Annotated in this window: 16 protein-coding genes; 8 read left to right on the top strand and 8 right to left on the bottom strand. The window is 71.4% G+C overall.

What is annotated here, in order from left to right; translation table 11 throughout:
• Nucleotides 1–415 precede the first annotated feature (415 nt).
• Nucleotides 416–853 carry a DUF485 domain-containing protein gene (locus AB0F52_RS35130; protein ID WP_360180354.1) on the top strand — a complete coding sequence of 146 codons (438 nt, stop codon included), beginning with the start codon at nucleotides 416–418 and terminating at the stop codon, nucleotides 851–853.
• The gene (locus AB0F52_RS35125; protein WP_360180352.1) at nucleotides 850–2,442 is read left to right on the top strand and encodes a cation acetate symporter; all 1,593 of its coding nucleotides are present in this window, start codon (nucleotides 850–852) and stop codon (nucleotides 2,440–2,442) included. Before AB0F52_RS35130 ends, AB0F52_RS35125 begins: the two co-directional genes overlap by 4 nt.
• Before the next feature lie 18 nt (nucleotides 2,443–2,460).
• Here AB0F52_RS35125 and AB0F52_RS35120 read toward each other — a convergent pair whose 3' ends face one another.
• Nucleotides 2,461–3,024, bottom strand: coding sequence for a TetR/AcrR family transcriptional regulator (locus tag AB0F52_RS35120; RefSeq protein WP_360180350.1), 564 nt, complete (start codon nucleotides 3,022–3,024; stop codon nucleotides 2,461–2,463).
• Nucleotides 3,025–3,159: 135 nt separating this feature from the next.
• Between AB0F52_RS35120 and AB0F52_RS35115 the strand changes: the two genes are divergently transcribed.
• Nucleotides 3,160–4,593, top strand: a complete 1,434-nt coding sequence (locus tag AB0F52_RS35115) for an MFS transporter (protein ID WP_360180348.1) — start codon at nucleotides 3,160–3,162, stop codon at nucleotides 4,591–4,593.
• On the opposite strand, the gene AB0F52_RS35110 is transcribed toward AB0F52_RS35115, so the two are convergent.
• From AB0F52_RS35110 to AB0F52_RS35090, 5 genes are all read right to left on the bottom strand, one after another.
• Nucleotides 4,571–4,912: a DUF3817 domain-containing protein gene (locus AB0F52_RS35110; protein WP_013224358.1), complete on the bottom strand. Its 342-nt coding sequence runs from the start codon at nucleotides 4,910–4,912 to the stop codon at nucleotides 4,571–4,573. The genes AB0F52_RS35115 and AB0F52_RS35110 overlap by 23 nt on opposite strands.
• A 10-nt stretch (nucleotides 4,913–4,922) precedes the next feature.
• Nucleotides 4,923–5,291 carry a hypothetical protein gene (locus tag AB0F52_RS35105; RefSeq protein WP_360180696.1) on the bottom strand — a complete coding sequence of 123 codons (369 nt, stop codon included), beginning with the start codon at nucleotides 5,289–5,291 and terminating at the stop codon, nucleotides 4,923–4,925.
• Nucleotides 5,292–5,487: 196 nt separating this feature from the next.
• Nucleotides 5,488–6,396, bottom strand: coding sequence for a lytic murein transglycosylase (locus AB0F52_RS35100; RefSeq protein WP_360180346.1), 909 nt, complete (start codon nucleotides 6,394–6,396; stop codon nucleotides 5,488–5,490).
• Between the two features lie 123 nt (nucleotides 6,397–6,519).
• Entirely contained in the window at nucleotides 6,520–7,002 is a 483-nt protein-coding gene (locus AB0F52_RS35095) for a hypothetical protein (RefSeq protein WP_013224355.1), read from the bottom strand.
• A 361-nt stretch (nucleotides 7,003–7,363) separates the two neighbouring features.
• Nucleotides 7,364–7,531: a hypothetical protein gene (locus tag AB0F52_RS35090; protein ID WP_014466828.1), complete on the bottom strand. Its 168-nt coding sequence runs from the start codon at nucleotides 7,529–7,531 to the stop codon at nucleotides 7,364–7,366.
• 101 nt (nucleotides 7,532–7,632) lie between these two features.
• Between AB0F52_RS35090 and AB0F52_RS35085 the strand changes: the two genes are divergently transcribed.
• Nucleotides 7,633–8,406, top strand: coding sequence for a crotonase/enoyl-CoA hydratase family protein (locus tag AB0F52_RS35085; protein ID WP_360180344.1), 774 nt, complete (start codon nucleotides 7,633–7,635; stop codon nucleotides 8,404–8,406).
• A gap of 270 nt (nucleotides 8,407–8,676) precedes the next feature.
• Nucleotides 8,677–9,207 (top strand): GNAT family protein, encoded by a 531-nt coding sequence (locus AB0F52_RS35080; protein WP_360180342.1) that lies wholly within the window; start codon nucleotides 8,677–8,679, stop codon nucleotides 9,205–9,207.
• On the opposite strand, the gene AB0F52_RS35075 is transcribed toward AB0F52_RS35080, so the two are convergent.
• Both AB0F52_RS35075 and AB0F52_RS35070 read right to left on the bottom strand, forming a co-directional pair.
• Entirely contained in the window at nucleotides 9,204–10,340 is a 1,137-nt protein-coding gene (locus tag AB0F52_RS35075) for a CaiB/BaiF CoA-transferase family protein (protein ID WP_360180340.1), read from the bottom strand. The genes AB0F52_RS35080 and AB0F52_RS35075 overlap by 4 nt on opposite strands.
• A gap of 11 nt (nucleotides 10,341–10,351) precedes the next feature.
• Nucleotides 10,352–11,503, bottom strand: coding sequence for an acyl-CoA dehydrogenase family protein (locus tag AB0F52_RS35070; RefSeq protein WP_360180338.1), 1,152 nt, complete (start codon nucleotides 11,501–11,503; stop codon nucleotides 10,352–10,354).
• A gap of 95 nt (nucleotides 11,504–11,598) precedes the next feature.
• Between AB0F52_RS35070 and AB0F52_RS35065 the strand changes: the two genes are divergently transcribed.
• The 3 genes from AB0F52_RS35065 to AB0F52_RS35055 all read left to right on the top strand — a co-directional run bounded on the left by AB0F52_RS35065 (nucleotide 11,599) and on the right by AB0F52_RS35055 (nucleotide 14,911).
• Nucleotides 11,599–12,216, top strand: coding sequence for a TetR/AcrR family transcriptional regulator (locus tag AB0F52_RS35065; RefSeq protein WP_360180336.1), 618 nt, complete (start codon nucleotides 11,599–11,601; stop codon nucleotides 12,214–12,216).
• 84 nt (nucleotides 12,217–12,300) lie between these two features.
• Nucleotides 12,301–13,197, top strand: coding sequence for a hypothetical protein (locus tag AB0F52_RS35060; RefSeq protein ID WP_360180334.1), 897 nt, complete (start codon nucleotides 12,301–12,303; stop codon nucleotides 13,195–13,197).
• Nucleotides 13,198–13,300: 103 nt separating this feature from the next.
• Nucleotides 13,301–14,911: a succinic semialdehyde dehydrogenase gene (locus AB0F52_RS35055; RefSeq protein ID WP_360180332.1), complete on the top strand. Its 1,611-nt coding sequence runs from the start codon at nucleotides 13,301–13,303 to the stop codon at nucleotides 14,909–14,911.
• Nucleotides 14,912–15,143: the final 232 nt, after the last annotated feature.

The following is a 15,143-nucleotide window of genomic DNA, read 5'->3' as shown; positions in this document are numbered from 1 at the left end:
CGAAACCCGCCGCTGACCAGTGGCTCTTCGCCACACTCCGGGCAGCCGGGCCACCCGCGCGCCGGATCAAGCCCGGGAAACGGCTACGTTCCGTGACCGGGTTGGCGAGCCGACCGACCCCGTTAGCCCGTTCGTCGCAGCGCCCTCCCCTCAACGCAACGTCCCGTCACAATTGTTTTCGGCATTGCGGACGTTCTCCGCAGCGCGTTGTCACCGCGTTGTCGCCGGTCACCCATTCGACACCGGGGACGGGAATACGAATACCGTCTCACGGACCGACCGGACGGTCCGGCCGCCTTCGGCAGCCGCCGGATGGCGTAGTTACGATGTGCCCTCGCAGTCCGCAAGGGCGGCCCGGCGCCCTGTCCGCAGGCGCCCGGGCCCGCCGCCACGGAGGCACTCTGCCGGAGGCACCATGTACGACGTAGCGCGGCCCACGCCGGCCAACGCCCTCGAGGAGACGAGCCGGATCCCGGTCCTGCCCGCCGGGCCCGGCCCGGCCGGGGTCCCGCCCCACCGGTCCGCCGCCCCCTCGGGCCCCGACTACACCGCGATCCAGGCCAGCCCCGAGTTCGTCGCGCTGCGCCGCCGGTTCCGCGGCTTCGTCTTCCCGCTGAGCTTCGCCTTCTTCGCCTGGTACATGACGTACGTGCTGCTCGCCGCGTACGCGCACGACTTCATGAGCCGCAAGGTGTTCGGCCAGGTCAACGTCGCCATCCTGCTCGGGCTGGGCCAGTTCGTCAGCACCGCGCTGATCACCTGGCTCTACCTGCGGTACGCGCGCCGCCGGCTCGATCCGCGCGTCGCCGCCCTGCGGGCGCGGGCGGGCCTGGCGGAAGACCAGCGCCGATGACCGCGCTCGCCGCGGCCGGGCAGCCCGCCAGCGACCCGATCGTCAACACCGTCGTGTTCGCCCTGTTCGTGGCGATCACGCTGTACGTCGTCTACCGGGCCGGCAGCCGGACCTCCTCGACGTCGGACTACTACGCCGCGGGCAGCGCCTTCACCGGTCGTCAGAACGGCATCGCCCTCTCCGGGGACTTCCTCTCGGCGGCGTCGTTCCTCGGCATCGCGGGCGCGATCGCCGTCCACGGTTACGACGGCTTCCTCTACTCGATCGGCTTCCTGGTCGCCTGGCTGGTGGACCTGCTGCTGATCGCCGAGCTGCTGCGCAACACCGGCCGGTTCACGATGGGCGACGTCGTCAGCTTCCGGATGAACCAGCGCCCGGTCCGGGCGGCGGCGGCGACGTCGACCCTGGTGATCTCGCTGTTCTACATGCTGGCGCAGATGGCGGGGGCGGGCGGCCTGGTCGCCCTGCTGCTCAACATCCACACCCGGCTCGGGCAGGCGCTGGTGATCGGTGTGGTCGGGCTGGTCATGGTGCTGTACGTGCTGGTCGGCGGGATGAAGGGCACCACGTGGGTGCAGATCATCAAGGCCGCCGTGCTGATGCTCGCCGTGGTGCTGATCGCGGTGTTCCTGATCGGCAAGTACGGCTTCAGCTTCTCGAACCTGCTCTCGGCCGCGACCGAGAAGAGCCCGCTGGGCGAGCACCTCCTGGAACCCGGCGGCTCCTACGGCAAGGACAACACCACCAAGCTCGACTTCGTGTCGCTCGCGCTGGCCCTGGTGCTCGGGCTGTCGTCGCTGCCGCACCTGCTGATGCGCTTCTACACGGTGCCGAACTCCTTCGAGGCGCGCCGCTCGGTCGTCTGGGCCACCGTGTGCATGCTGATCTTCTACGTGTGCACGCTGGTGATCGGCTTCGGCGCGGCCGCGCTGGTCGGCGCGGACGAGATCAAGAGCGCGCCGGGCGGGGAGAACTCGGCGGCGCCGCTGCTGGCGCTGCACATCGGCGGGACGCTGCTGCTGGGCGTGATCGCCGCGGTGGCGTTCGCGACGATCCTCGCGGTGGTGGCCGGGCTGACGATCACCGCGTCGGCCTCGTTCGCCCACGACGTCTACGCGAACATCTTCAAGCGCGGCAAGGCCGAGCCGGCGGACGAGGTCCGGGTGGCGCGGATGACCGCGATCGTGGTGGGCGCGCTGGCGATCGTCGGCGGCGTGCTGGCGAACGGGCAGAACGTCGCGTTCCTGGTGGCGCTGGCGTTCGCGGTGGCGGCGTCGGCGAACCTGTCGACGCTGCTGTATTCGTTGTTCTGGAAGCGGTTCAACACCACCGGCACACTGTGGGGCATGTACGGCGGCTTGATCGCGTGCCTGCTGCTGGTGCTGTTCTCGCCGGTGGTCTCGGGCGCTCCGGACTCGATCTTCCGGAGCATCGACTTCGCCTGGTTCCCGCTGAAGAACCCGGGCCTGGTGTCGATCCCGTTCTCGTTCCTGTGCGGGTTCGTCGGAACGCTGGTGGGCCGGCCGAAGGCGGACGCGGAGAAGCAGGCGGAGATGGAGGTCCGCTCGATGACCGGCATCGGGAGCTGATCCCCCGGCCGGCCCGCGTCACGCGCGCAGGCCGTCCAGGATCACGTTCAGCACGCGCCGGCCGTCGTCCGGGCTGCAGTTGCGCACGGCCATCCCGGCGCCGTGGCCCAGCCGGAGGACGTCCGCCCCGACGACGTCCGGGCGGACCAAGCCGGCCTCCTGCGCCGCTTCGACGAGCACTCCGGTCGCTTCGCGAAGCCGCTTCTGGCAGTACTGGAAGGTCTCCGAGCCGGAATCGATGGACTCCTTGAGGATCGTCGCCAGCTTGTGCCGCTCGACGACCCAGGTGACCTGGGCGAGCAGCCACGCTTCCAGGGCCTCCCACGGCGGCAGCTCGTCGTGCAGCACGAACGCGCGGTCGGCGAGCACCGTGATCTCGTCGCGGTAGACCGCTTCGAACAGCTTTTCCCGGGTCGGGAAGTGCCGGTAGAGGGTGCCCGCGCCGACGCCGGCCTTCTTGGCGACGTCGTCCAGCGGCACGTCGGCGCCGTGGGCGGTGAAGAGGTCGTTCGCCGTCGCGACGATGCGCTCGTAGTTGCGCCGCGCGTCCGCGCGCATCGGACGCTCACCCGTCTCGGGCATCCCGGCCTCCTCGCCACTTAACCGGAGAGATTCTCCGAATTCACTTGCGCATCCGGAGACACTCTCCATATTATCGGATCACAGCCAAGCGGAGAACATCTCCGCTTCATCTCTTACTCCTTGGGGGAGTATCCCTTGTCGCACCAGACACTCGACCGTGCGCCCGCACCGGTCCGGGGCCGGCGCAGCGGGCTGGTTCTCGCGATCATCCTGACCTGCCAGCTCATGCTCGTCCTCGACGCGACGGTGATGAACGTCGCGCTCCCGCGCATCCAGTCCGACCTGGGGTTTTCCGCCACCGGCCTGTCCTGGGTGATGACGGCCTACAGCCTGGTCTTCGGCGGCCTGCTGCTGCTCGGCGGCCGGGCGGGCGACCTGTTCGGGCGGCGGCGCATGTTCGTCGCCGGCACCGCGCTGTTCACCCTCGCCTCGCTGGCCGGCGGTCTCGCCGACTCGGCCGCGCTCCTCATCACCGCCCGCGTCCTGCAGGGGGTCGGCGCCGCGATGGCGGGTCCGAGCACCCTGGCGCTGGTCACGACGACGTTCACCGAGCCCAAGGCCCGGGTCCGGGCGCTGGCGCTGTTCTCCGCGATGTCCAGCGGCGGCTTCGCGATCGGCCTGATCGTCGGCGGCCTGCTCACCGAGTGGATCTCGTGGCGCGCCGCGCTGTTCATCAACGTCCCGTTCGGCGTGGCGATCGCCCTGCTCGCCCCGCGGTTCGTGGCCGAGCCCGAACGCCGCCGCGCGCACCTGGACCTGCCCGGGGCGATCACCGGCACCCTCGGCGTCGGCGCGCTCGTGTTCGCCTTCACCCACGCCGCGTCCGACGGCTGGGGCAACCCGGTGACGCTCGGCTCGCTCGTCGGCGGCCTGGCGCTGCTCGCCGGCTTCGTCGCCATCGAGGCCCGCACCGCGACACCGCTGGTCCCGCTGCGGCTGTTCGCCGACCGCAACCGCAGCGCGGCCTACGTCAACTTCTTCCTCGGGCCGATGGCGATGATGTCGATGTTCTTCTTCCTGACCCAGTTCATGCAGGACATCCGGCACTTCGCGGCGCTGGCGACCGGGTTCGCGTTCCTCCCGATGGCGGTGCTGATCTTCACGATGAGCCGGCTCGTGCCGCGGCTGCTCCCCCGCTACGGCCCGAAGCCCCTGGCCGTCACCGGCTCGATCCTGATGGTCACCGGCGTCGGCTGGCTCACGCTGCTCACCACCGAAAGCACGTACTTCCCGGCACTGCTCGGGCCGCTGCTGCTGATGGGCCTCGGCGGCGGGCTGTCGTTCGCGCCGCTGAACGTGATCGTGATGGCCACCGTGCCGAACGAAGACGCGGGCGCCGCGGGTGGCGTGCTGCAGACGATGCAGCAGGTCGGCAGCACGCTCGGGCTGGCCGTCCTGGTCACGGTGTTCGGCTCGGTCACCCGCTCGGCGGGCACGACGGGCGCGCAGCTGACGGTCGACGGCATGACGGCGGCGTTCTCGACCGCCGCGGTGTTCGCCGCCTGCACGGTGCTGGTGGCGCTGACCTTCCGCCGCCAGCTCCCCGCTACAGCTTCTGCCCGGCCTTGACCTTGTGCGTCACCCGGCGCTCGACGAGGAACGAGACGAACGGGACGCAGCCGGCCAGCAGCACCAGCACGGTGCCCTTGATCGACCAGCGGGCCTTGATCGCCAGGTCGATGGTGAGCACCAGGTAGATCATGTAGAGGACGCCGTGGATGGGCGAGTAGATCGCCGACGGCGTCGGGTTGCCGAAGGCGTACCGCAGCACCATCACGAAGCACAGGCCCAGCAGGCCGACACCGGTGACGTAGGCGGCGGTGCGGAACCGCACCAGGGGGCCGGCGAGCGGCACGGCGGTCCGGGCGCCTTCGGTGCTGGTGGTCATCGGGTCGTCCTCACTCTGCGGCCTGCTGGTCGCGGGCGTTCAGCTCGCGCAGGTAACGGTTGTAGGCGGCCAGCTCCTCGTCCTCGTCGGTGGTCGCCTCGGCGACGTCCGGACGGGGGCGGGGAGCGGGCACCGCGGGCTTGCCTTCCGGCTCCGCGGGCTGTCCGGTCGCTTCGGTTCCGGCTTCGGCTTCGGCCTTCTGCCGGAGCTTGCCGATCCGCCAGAACATGAAGGCCGGGAAGAGCCCGAACAGCGGCCACTGCAGGACGTAGCCGAGGTTCTGGAAGGTGCCGTTCGCGGAGGTGAAGCGGTCCCACTGCCACCAGGCGAGCCCGCAGCAGACGAGCAGGCTCACCAGGCAGGTCGCGACGATCGCGATCCGCCGTCCCCACGGGGAGGCCGCCGGTGGCGGGGAAGCTGGCACGCTCCGACGCTAGCACTGGCCTGCTGAGGGACGACGCGCGGTCGCGGGCGAGGTGGCCGGGCTCTCAGCGGTGATCGCCGGTGCCGCGAATGACTCATTCGGGACGTCGGAGGTCCCGAATGAGTCATTCGCGACGTTCGAACCCGCGCTGTCAGCCCTGCTTGCGCACCGACTGGGCGGCCTTCGCGTACCCGTCCGCCAGCCCGAACACCTTCTGCGCGTACTCCGTCGAGTTGTTGTACGACAGGATCCCCGCCCACCACCCGCTCGGACTGGCCATGTCCCGGCCGCCCGCGCACAGGTACCGCGCCGCCGCCAAGGCCGCGTCGTCGATCTGCTGGGGGTCGCCGAGGCCGTCGCCGTTGCCGTCGGAGGCCCACTTGCGCCAGGTGCCCGGGATGAACTGCATCGGGCCGACCGCCCGGTCCACCCCCGCGTCGCCGTCGTAGCGGCCGCCGTCCGTGTCGCCGATCGCCTGGACGCCGGCCGATCCGTCGAGCGGGACGCCGGTGATCGGCTTGGACGGGCGGCCGTCGGCGCCGAGGACCGCGCCCGCGTACTGGCCGTGGTTGGACTCGATGCGGCCGATGCCCGCGAGCGTGGCCCACGAGATCTTGCAGCCAGGCTGGTCCGCGCGCAGCGCCAGTTCCGCGTTGCCGTAGGCCTGCAGGGCCCGCGCCGGAACCCCGGTGGCCGCCGCGACCTGGGCCGCCCACTGGGACAGCGTCGCCGGACCCGTGCTGTGGGCCTGCTGGGGAGACGTCTGCTGCTCCGCCCCGCCCGCCACCGCGCCGCCGGCCGGGGCGACCGAACCCGGGCGGACGTCGGCCGCCTTGACCTGCAAGGCGGGGATTTCGGTGGTGGTCGGGCTCGCCTCCGGCGTCGCGGCGCGGGTGACGAGCCAGATCCCGCCGCCGGCCACCGCCAGCACGGCGAGGACCACGAGCAGCCGGGTGAGCACGGCGACGCCCGGAGAGCGCGGTGCCGGTGCGGCGGGGGCGGCTTCCTCGGCACTCGGGCCGACGGGGTCGTCCTCGGTCTTTCCGGTCCTGGTGCGCACGAAACTCCGGTCCTCCAGCGTGATGTCGACGAACTGTCAACGAGCCCGCGCAGGTTGGCGTTACGCGGGTCGTCCCGATCGTCTCATCACACCGGGTCACCCGGCCGAGTGGAAAACGTCTCGTCAGGCGGATTTCTGCTGCCGCGCGAGCCGCGCCACGCACCAGGCCGGGGCGCTGCCGCGGCGCAGGTGCTGCAGGACGGTCATCGGCCCGAGCCGGCGGCTCAGGTCGGACGGCGCGAGCCCGGCCGCCCGGTAGTCGAGGGCCCGCTGGTCGAGCGGGCTGATGCCGGCGTCCCACCACTCCTCGGCTTCGGCGACGCCGCCGACCATCTGCCACCAGCCCGCGGCGGCGGTGAGGAGCTCTTCGGGCACCTCCGGCAGCCGGCTGCGCATCGCGGCGAGGTAGCCGGGATCGGCCGACTCGACGGGGACGAACCGCGACTGTCCGGTCCGGGCTCGCTGGCCGGGAATGCCCGGGGCTTGCGCGGGAGCGTCGGCCAGCCACGCGGAAGCGATGCGGTCGACCTCCTGCTCCTCGGGAGTCCTCTCGCGCTCGGCGGCCCACTGCCGGATCAACGCGTCCACTCCGGGATCTCCGGTCATCCCTGCCTCCTATGTAGGTCCCCGACGGACAGGCCCTGACGCCTGTCCCACGCGGTGGTGCCGCACGCACCAACCTGCACCTTGCTGAGTGGAAATTGCCTGCGTATCGGGGTTCTCCGGGGGGATGGCGAACCACCCGATCACGCAATGTGAGCACCGTAGGGCCGGGGTGGTCGTCTTCGCCAGACCCCGGGTGCCACGAATTCGACGACCTGCGCGTTTTCGGCCGCAATCCACCCGGATGGTCGAGTGTCGGAGTCCGAAATCCGAGATCGGTGACGCAGGGTGATTTACCGTCCGTTAACACGCACGGTAGCCACCGGCACCGCCCGTGGCGGCGCCGGTACTCAGAAGCACCAGGTCAGGAGAAGAGGGCGCGGAAGAACGTGACGATCGCTTCGGCGCCGTCCTTGAGCCAGCCGAGCACGCGGTGCACGAAGTCGGCGGACTGGGTGGGCTGGGTGATCAGGAGGAAGAGCACGAGCGCGACCACGCCCACGATGAGAATCTTCTTGACGCCGCCCGACATGCGTTTCCTCCCCGGCTCGCCGTCCCCGTCCTGGGAGTGGCCACCCCAATACTGTAGGGAAGGCGTGCGTGGAAGACACCTCGATCAACCCAGGAGCGGCCATGTCCCGGAACGTGCTGGTGCAGCGGGACGGCGCGGTGACGACGATCACCATCGACCGCCCGGCCGCGCGCAACGCCGTCGACGGGCCCACGGCGGCGGAGCTGGCCGACGCCTTCCGCGCGTTCGACGCCGACCCGGACGCGGCCGCCGCGGTGCTGACCGGAGCCGGCGGCGCGTTCTGCGCGGGGGCCGATCTCAAGGCGATCGGCACCGGCCGGATGAACCGCACTCACCCGGACGGGGACGGCCCGATGGGCCCTACCCGGCTGGCCCTCGGCAAGCCGGTGATCGCGGCGGTCCACGGGCCGGCCGTCGCGGGCGGGCTCGAGCTGGCGCTGTGGTGCGACCTGCGCGTCGCGGACGCGACGGCGGTGTTCGGCGTGTTCTGCCGCCGCTGGGGCGTCCCGCTGATCGACGGCGGAACGGTCCGGCTGCCGCGCCTGATCGGCCAGTCGCGCGCGATGGACCTGATCCTCACCGGCCGTCCGGTCGACGCCGCCGAAGCCGTCGAGATCGGCTTGGCCAACCGGCTGGTGCCGGCCGGCGAGGCGGTGACGGCGGCGCAGGAGCTGGCCCGGCAGCTGGCGGCGTTCCCCCAGGCCTGCCTGCGCGGCGACCGCCGCTCCGCACTGGCCCAGTGGGGCGAGTCCGAAGAGGACGCCCTGACGGCGGAGTTCACCGCGGCGATGGGCCAAGGCATCCTGGCGGCGGAGGCCGTCGATGGCGCGGCCCGCTTCGCCGGCGGCGAAGGCCGCCACGGCACCTTCACGTGAGGCACCACCCGTGCTCAGCGGGGCATCCCACGTGATTGGAGGGGCATCACCCGTGATCAGGGAGGCATCTCGCGTGATTGAGGAGGCATCACGCCGATGCCCGCTCAATCACGAGTGATGCCCCTCCAGACACACGTGATGCCCGCTCAGACACGCGAGATGCCTCTTGAGACACGAGTGATGTCCGCTCAGTCACGGGGCTTGCCTCGACCGGGCGATCCGGGCGCGCGGGCGTGCCGGTTCCGGTCAAGCGGCCGATAAGGTCGCCGGATGGACGACGACGGTGTCAGAGTCGAGCTCCGGCCGGTGGCCGAAAGCGATCTCGGCCTCCTCGAACGGCTGACCAACGATCCCGTCGCCGCCGGCGAGCACCAGTGGTTCGGCTGGCACGATCCCGGCTACCTGCGCCGCCGGTGGCTGGAAACCGGGATGCTCACCGCCGAGACCGGGATGCTCGTGCCGACGCTCGGCGGCCGCGTCCTCGGGGTCGTCTCCTGGCACCGCACCCGGACCGGGCCGACGTCCTACTGCTGGAACATGGGCCTCGTGCTCGTCCCGGAAGCGCGCGGCCACGGCTACGGCACCGAAGCCCAGCGCCTGCTCGTCGATTACCTCTTCGCCCACACCCAGCTCAACCGGGTCGAAGCGACGACCGAAGCCGGCAACCGCGCCGAACAACGCTCGCTCGAGAAGGCCGGCTTCACCCGCGAAGGCGTGCTTCGCGGCTACGGCTTCCGGGACGGCGAGTGGCGCGACCACGTCGTCTACTCGGTCGTGCGCTCCGACCTGACGAAGAACTAGGCGATCACACCCGCCGATCGCAGGGCGCCGAGGTCCGTGACGCCCAGTTCGGCGAGCACCGCTTCGGTGTCGGATCCCTTGACGTGCGGTGCTTCCGGCGTCGAGGGCGGCGTCCGGTCGAACCGCGGTGCCGGTGCCGGCTGGACCAGGCCGCCGATCTCGACGAACGTGCCGCGCGCCGCGTTGTGCGGGTGCGACGCGGCTTCGCCCGGCGCGAGGACCGGCGTCAGGCACGCGTCGGTGCCTTCGGCGCGCGCGACGAGGTCATCACGCGTGAACTTGCCGATCGCCGCCGCGAGGATCTCCCGGAGGCGTGGCCACTGCGTCTTGTCCACGTGCAGGGGCAGCGAATCCGGGTCCAGTTCGAGGACCTTCACCAGGTCGCCCCAGAACCGCATCTCGATCGCGCCGACGGCGACGTACTTGCCGTCCGCGGTTTCGTAGGTGTCGTAGAACGGGGCTCCGCCGTCGAGCATGTTGTCGCCGCGGTCGCCGCCCCAGAGCCCGGCGGCGGCCATGCCGTGCAGGCTCGTGGTGAGCAGCGCGGCCCCGTCGACCATCGAGGCGTCGACGACCTGGCCACGACCCGACGTGTTCCGCTCGTACAGCGCGGCCAGGACGCCCATGGCCAGCAGCAGCCCGCCACCGCCGAAGTCGCCGACGAGGTTCAGCGGCGGCACCGGCCGCTCCCCCGCGCGCCCGATCGGTTCGAGCGCGCCGGCGATGCCGATGTAGTTGATGTCGTGCCCGGCCGCCTTGGCCAGCGGCCCGTCCTGGCCCCAGCCGGTCATCCGGCCGTAGACCAGCCGCGGGTTGCGGGCGTGCACGACGTCCGGGCCGAGCCCGATCCGCTCGGCGACCCCGGGCCGGAATCCCTCGATGAGGACGTCGGCGGTGTCGCACAGCTTCAGCACCAGCTCGACGCCTTCGGGCGTCTTGGTGTTGATGCCGACGGACCGGCGGCCGCGGGCGAGCGGGTCGACCGGGATGCCGAGCACGTCCTCCCCCGGCTGCGCGCGGTCGACGCGGACGACGTCGGCACCGAGGTCGGCGAGGATCATCGTGGCGAACGGCCCGGGCGCGAGACCGGCGAGCTCCACCACCTTCAGGCCGCCGAGCGGACCTGCCTTCATAGTCGGTCCCTTCAGAGCGAGCGGGAGATGATTTCCTTCATGATTTCGCTGGTGCCGCCGAAGATCCGGGAAATCCGGACGTCGGCCCAGGCCCGGGCGATCGGGTACTCGGTCATGTAGCCGTAGCCGCCGAAGAGCTGCACGCAGTCGTCGATCACCTTGTTGACGCGCTCGGTGGTCCACAGCTTCGCCATCGCCGCGCCCTGGACGTCGAGCTCGCCCTTCAGGTGGCGTTCGATGCACTGGTCGAGGAACGCCCGCGCCACCGCGGCCTCGGTCGCCGCCTCCGCGAGCTTGAACTTGGTGTTCTGAAAGGAAAAGATCGGCCGGCCGAACGCCGTGCGCTCTTTGGTGTACGCCAGCGTGAGGTCGACCGCCGCCTCCAGCCCGGCCACCGCGGTGACGGCGATGATCAGCCGTTCCTGCGGCAGCTGCAGCATCAGCTGGATGAAGCCCTGGCCCTCGGCGTCGCCGAGGAGGTTGCCGACCGGCACGCGGACGTCGTCGAAGAACAGCTCGGCGGTGTCCTGGCCCTTCATCCCGACTTTGTCGAGGACGCGGCCGCGCCGGAAGCCCGGCGTGTCGGTCTCGACCACGATCAGTGAGACGCCCTGGGCGCCGGCGTCCGGGTCGGTCTTCACCGCGACGACCACGAGGTCGGCGTGCAGGCCGTTGGTGATGAAGGTCTTCGCGCCGTTGAGGACGTAGTGGTCGCCGTCGCGGACCGCGCGCGTCTTGATGGCCTGCAGGTCGGAGCCGGTGCCGGGCTCGGTCATCGCGATCGCGCCGATCATCTCGCCGCTGGCCAGCTTCGGCAGCCACTCGCGCTTCTTGTCTTCCGCGGCGTAGGCGAGCAGGTAGTGCGCGACGATTCCGTTGTGGACGGTGACGCCCCACGCGCTGTCGCCGGAGCGCGCCTGCTCTTCGTAGAGGACGGCTTCGTGGGCGAAGGTGCCGCCGCCCCCGCCGTACTCCTCGGGGATGGACAGGCACAGCAGGCCGACGTCGCCCGCCTTCGTCCACAGCTCGCGGTCGACCTTCTTCTCCGCCGCCCAGCGTTCCTGGTGCGGGACGGCTTCCTTCTGCAGGAACGACCGCGCGAGTTCGCGGAGGTCGTCGAGCTCGGTCGTGCTCCACGAGCTCTTCGGCAGTTGCAGTGGCACGGGGACCCTCCTGCTGGAAAACATGACGATCAGCATGTAAGTTCTGATCGGAATGTACATCCGTACCGGCCTGTAGGTAAAGCAGGGAGGCCGCGGTGACCGAGACGACGCACCGGACCCAGGCGCAGCGGCGCGAGCAGACCCGCACGGCGCTGCTCGACGCCACCATCGACTGCCTGGTCGAGGTCGGCTACGCGCGCACGTCGGTGCAGGAGATCTGCGCCCGCGCGGGCGTGTCGAAGGGTGCCGTGCAGCACCACTTCACGACGAAGGCCGAGCTGATGGCGGCCGCGGTCGAGCACCTGACGACGAAGCTGCGCCGCCGGCTCGCGGAGTCGCTGGATGAACTGCCCGGTGGCGGCAGCGGGGTCGCCGCGGCGATCGACCTGCTGTGGGCCGGGTATTCCGGCACGCTCTCGACGGCCGTCACCGAGCTCTGGGTCGCCGCCCGCACCGACCCCGAACTGCGCGCGGCGATCCGCCCGGTCGACCGCGCGCTCGGCCGCGCCACGCTCGAGCACGTCACGCAGGTCGCCGGCGAACTCCCGCCGGAGCGGGCGGAAATGCTGTTCTGGCTCACCGTGAACCTCACCCGGGGACTGGCACTGGACGCCGAACTCGGCGGCGACCCGAACCGGCGCCGGCAGCTGCTGGAGGAGTGGAAGCGCATCGCCGTCCTGCTCTACGAGGACGCCACCGCTGCGCCGAGCTGACCAGCGCGCCACCACCAGGGTGCTTTGCCCCTTATCCGCAGGCGGATTTCGTGGTCCAATCCCCTCCGAACGAGGGGAGTTCCCATGACCGCCGCCCCGTACCAGTACCCCTACGGCCCGCCACCCGCCCAGCCGCCGGCCGAGCCGGGTGCCGTTTTCCGGCTCCTCGCCGCGATCCTCGGCACCCTCGCCGCGGTGCTGGTGATCACCGGGTCCTTCCTGCCGCAGACGTCGTTCGAGCAGGTCGTGGCCGGCAAAACCGACAGCAGCCAGACGATCAGTGCCTGGTCGCGCTCGTTCACCGTCGAGCCGAGCGACGAGGCGAAGAAGTTCTACGACCAGACCCACGTCGCGCGGTACGGCATCCCGCTCACGACCGCCGCGGTCGTCCTGCTGGCCGGAGCCGGGCTGGCGTTCGCCGGCACGCGCCGCTCGGCGGGACCCGGCGTGCGCTCGAGCTCCAGGACAGCTCTGGTGGCCGGGGCCGCCGGGGTGATCGCGGCGGTGTGGATGCTCGGCATGGACATCTCGGCGACCTTGAGCTATGAGTCCGACGACGGGTCGGTCAAGGCGCACTACGCGACCGGGCTCGGGTTCTGGGTGCTGCTCGGCGGCGGGATCGTCGCCCTGATGGCGCTGGTGGCCGCGGCACTGGCCGGGCGACGCGCCCCCGCCGCGGCGCCGGCCGGCCCGCCACCCGGGCCGTACCAGCAGCAGTCCCGGCCGTACCCGGTGCCGCCCCAGCAGTACGGGCAGCCGCACCCGGGTTATCCGGCGTCGCAGCCGTTCCCCGCTCAGGCCCCGCCGCCGCAGACCGGCCCGCAGCCGCCTCCGTACGGCGGCCCGCCGTCGCAGCCGTTCCCGGCGCAGCAGGCCGACGACCCCTACGGCGGCACCACGCAGGCCCAGCAGCATCCGCCGCAGCAGGAGCCGACGGAACCGAACTACCAGCTCCCGCCGCTGCACCCGCCCAAGACGTGAATCTTATTCACATCACGCTGGACATCTGACGTACCGACGGTATGGTGTACTCGTCGGTAACCCCTGCGCGCCCGCGCGCGGACTCCGCCGGAACGGAGACGTCATGACCAGCACGACCCCCGCGAACGCGGTCGAAGACACCACGCTGCCGCCCACCGTCGGCGGCGTCGCCGGGGCGCCGGGCTCGACGCGGGCGGCCCAGCTCGTCGCCCGCGTGACGGGCGGCGCGGACTCCGCGCCGATCCGGATGCGGGCGCCCTTCACCGGGCTGCCGATCGCGACCCTGCCGCAGGCCACCGACGCCGACGTCCGGGCGGTGTTCGCGGACGCCCGCACGGCCCAGGCGGTGTGGGCGGACCGCTCCCCCGCCGAGCGCGCCCGCGTCCTCACCCGCCTGCACGACCTGGTGCTCGCCCGCCAGGACGAGGTGCTCGACCTGGTCCAGGTCGAGGCCGGCAAGGCGCGGCTCGACGCGTTCGACGAGGTCAGCGCGACCGCGCTGGTGGCGGCCTACTACGGCAAGCACGCGGCGAAGCTCCTCGCGCCCCGCCGGGTCGCCGGCGTCATCCCCGGCCTGACCCGCGCGGGCGTGATCCGGCACCCCAAGGGCGTCGTCGGGATCATCTCGCCGTGGAACTACCCGCTGGCCTTGACGGCGATGGACGTCCTGCCGGCGCTGGCCGCGGGGAACGCCGTCGTGCAGAAGCCGGACAACCAGACCGCGCTTTCGGCGCTGTGGCTGCACGAGCTCGCCGAGGAGGCCGGGCTGCCCGCCGGGACCTGGCAGATCGTGCTCGGCCGCGGCTCGAAGATCGGCACCGCGCTGGTCGAGGAGTCGGACTACCTGTGCTTCACCGGCTCCACGCCGACCGGCAAGGAGCTGGCCGGCCAGGTCGCGAAGCGGCTGACGTCGTACTCGCTGGAACTCGGCGGCAAGAACCCGATGGTGGTGCTGCCCGACGCCGACGTCGCGAAGGCCGCGACGGGCGCGGTGACGGCGTGCTTCTCCTCGGCCGGGCAGCTGTGCGTGTCGGTCGAGCGGATCTACGTCCACGAGGACATCCGCGAGGAGTTCACCCGCGCGTTCGTCGCCCGCACCGCCGCCCTGCGGCTCGGCGGCTCGCTGGACTACCACGCCCAGATGGGCTCGCTGACGTCGGAAGACCAGCTCGCGACGGTGTCGGCGCACGTCGAAGACGCCCGCGCGAAGGGCGCTTCGGTGCTCACCGGCGGGCGGGCGCGACCCGACCTCGGCCCGCTGTTCTACGAGCCGACGGTGCTGTCCGGCGTCACCCCGGACATGCTGCCGTTCGCGGAGGAGACGTTCGGGCCGGTCGTGTCGATCTACGGCTACACCGACGTCACCGACGCCATCGAGCGGGCCAACGACACGCCGTTCGGGCTCAACGCCAGCGTCTGGTCCCGCAACGGCCGCGCGGGCTGGGAGGTCGCGGCGCGGCTGAAGGCCGGGACGGTCAACGTGAACGAGGGCTACGCGGCGACGTTCGGCAGCGTCGGCGTCCCGATGGGCGGGATGAAGGACTCGGGTGTCGGCCGCCGCAACGGTGCCGAGGGCCTGCTGAAGTACACGGAGTCCCAGTCGATCGCGCTCCAGCGCGGCCTGGCCCTGCGCCCGCCGCGCGCGATCCCGGGTTCCCTGTGGTCCCGGGGCATGACATTCGGCCTCAAAGCCCTCCGCCGCCTCCCCCGCTGACGGGCATCACGCGTGTTTGAGCGGGCATCTCGCGTGATTGAGCGGGCATCTCGCGTGATTGGAGGGGCATCAGCCCGATGCCCCTCCCATCACGAATGATGCCTCTCTGATCACGCGTGATTCCCTCGCAGTCACGCGTGTGGAGTTGCCCCCTGGAGGCGGACACAGGGTTTCAGGCAGCTGAGGCCTGAACGTAGCCGGTCCTGGCTTCGACTGGGGTGTTCTGACCGAC

The sequence above is a fragment of the Amycolatopsis sp. NPDC024027 genome (assembly GCF_040638975.1).
In the GTDB taxonomy this organism is placed as follows: domain Bacteria; phylum Actinomycetota; class Actinomycetes; order Mycobacteriales; family Pseudonocardiaceae; genus Amycolatopsis.
Note: the sequence above shows the minus strand (reverse complement) of the source record. Positions and strands in the feature narration are given on the sequence as shown.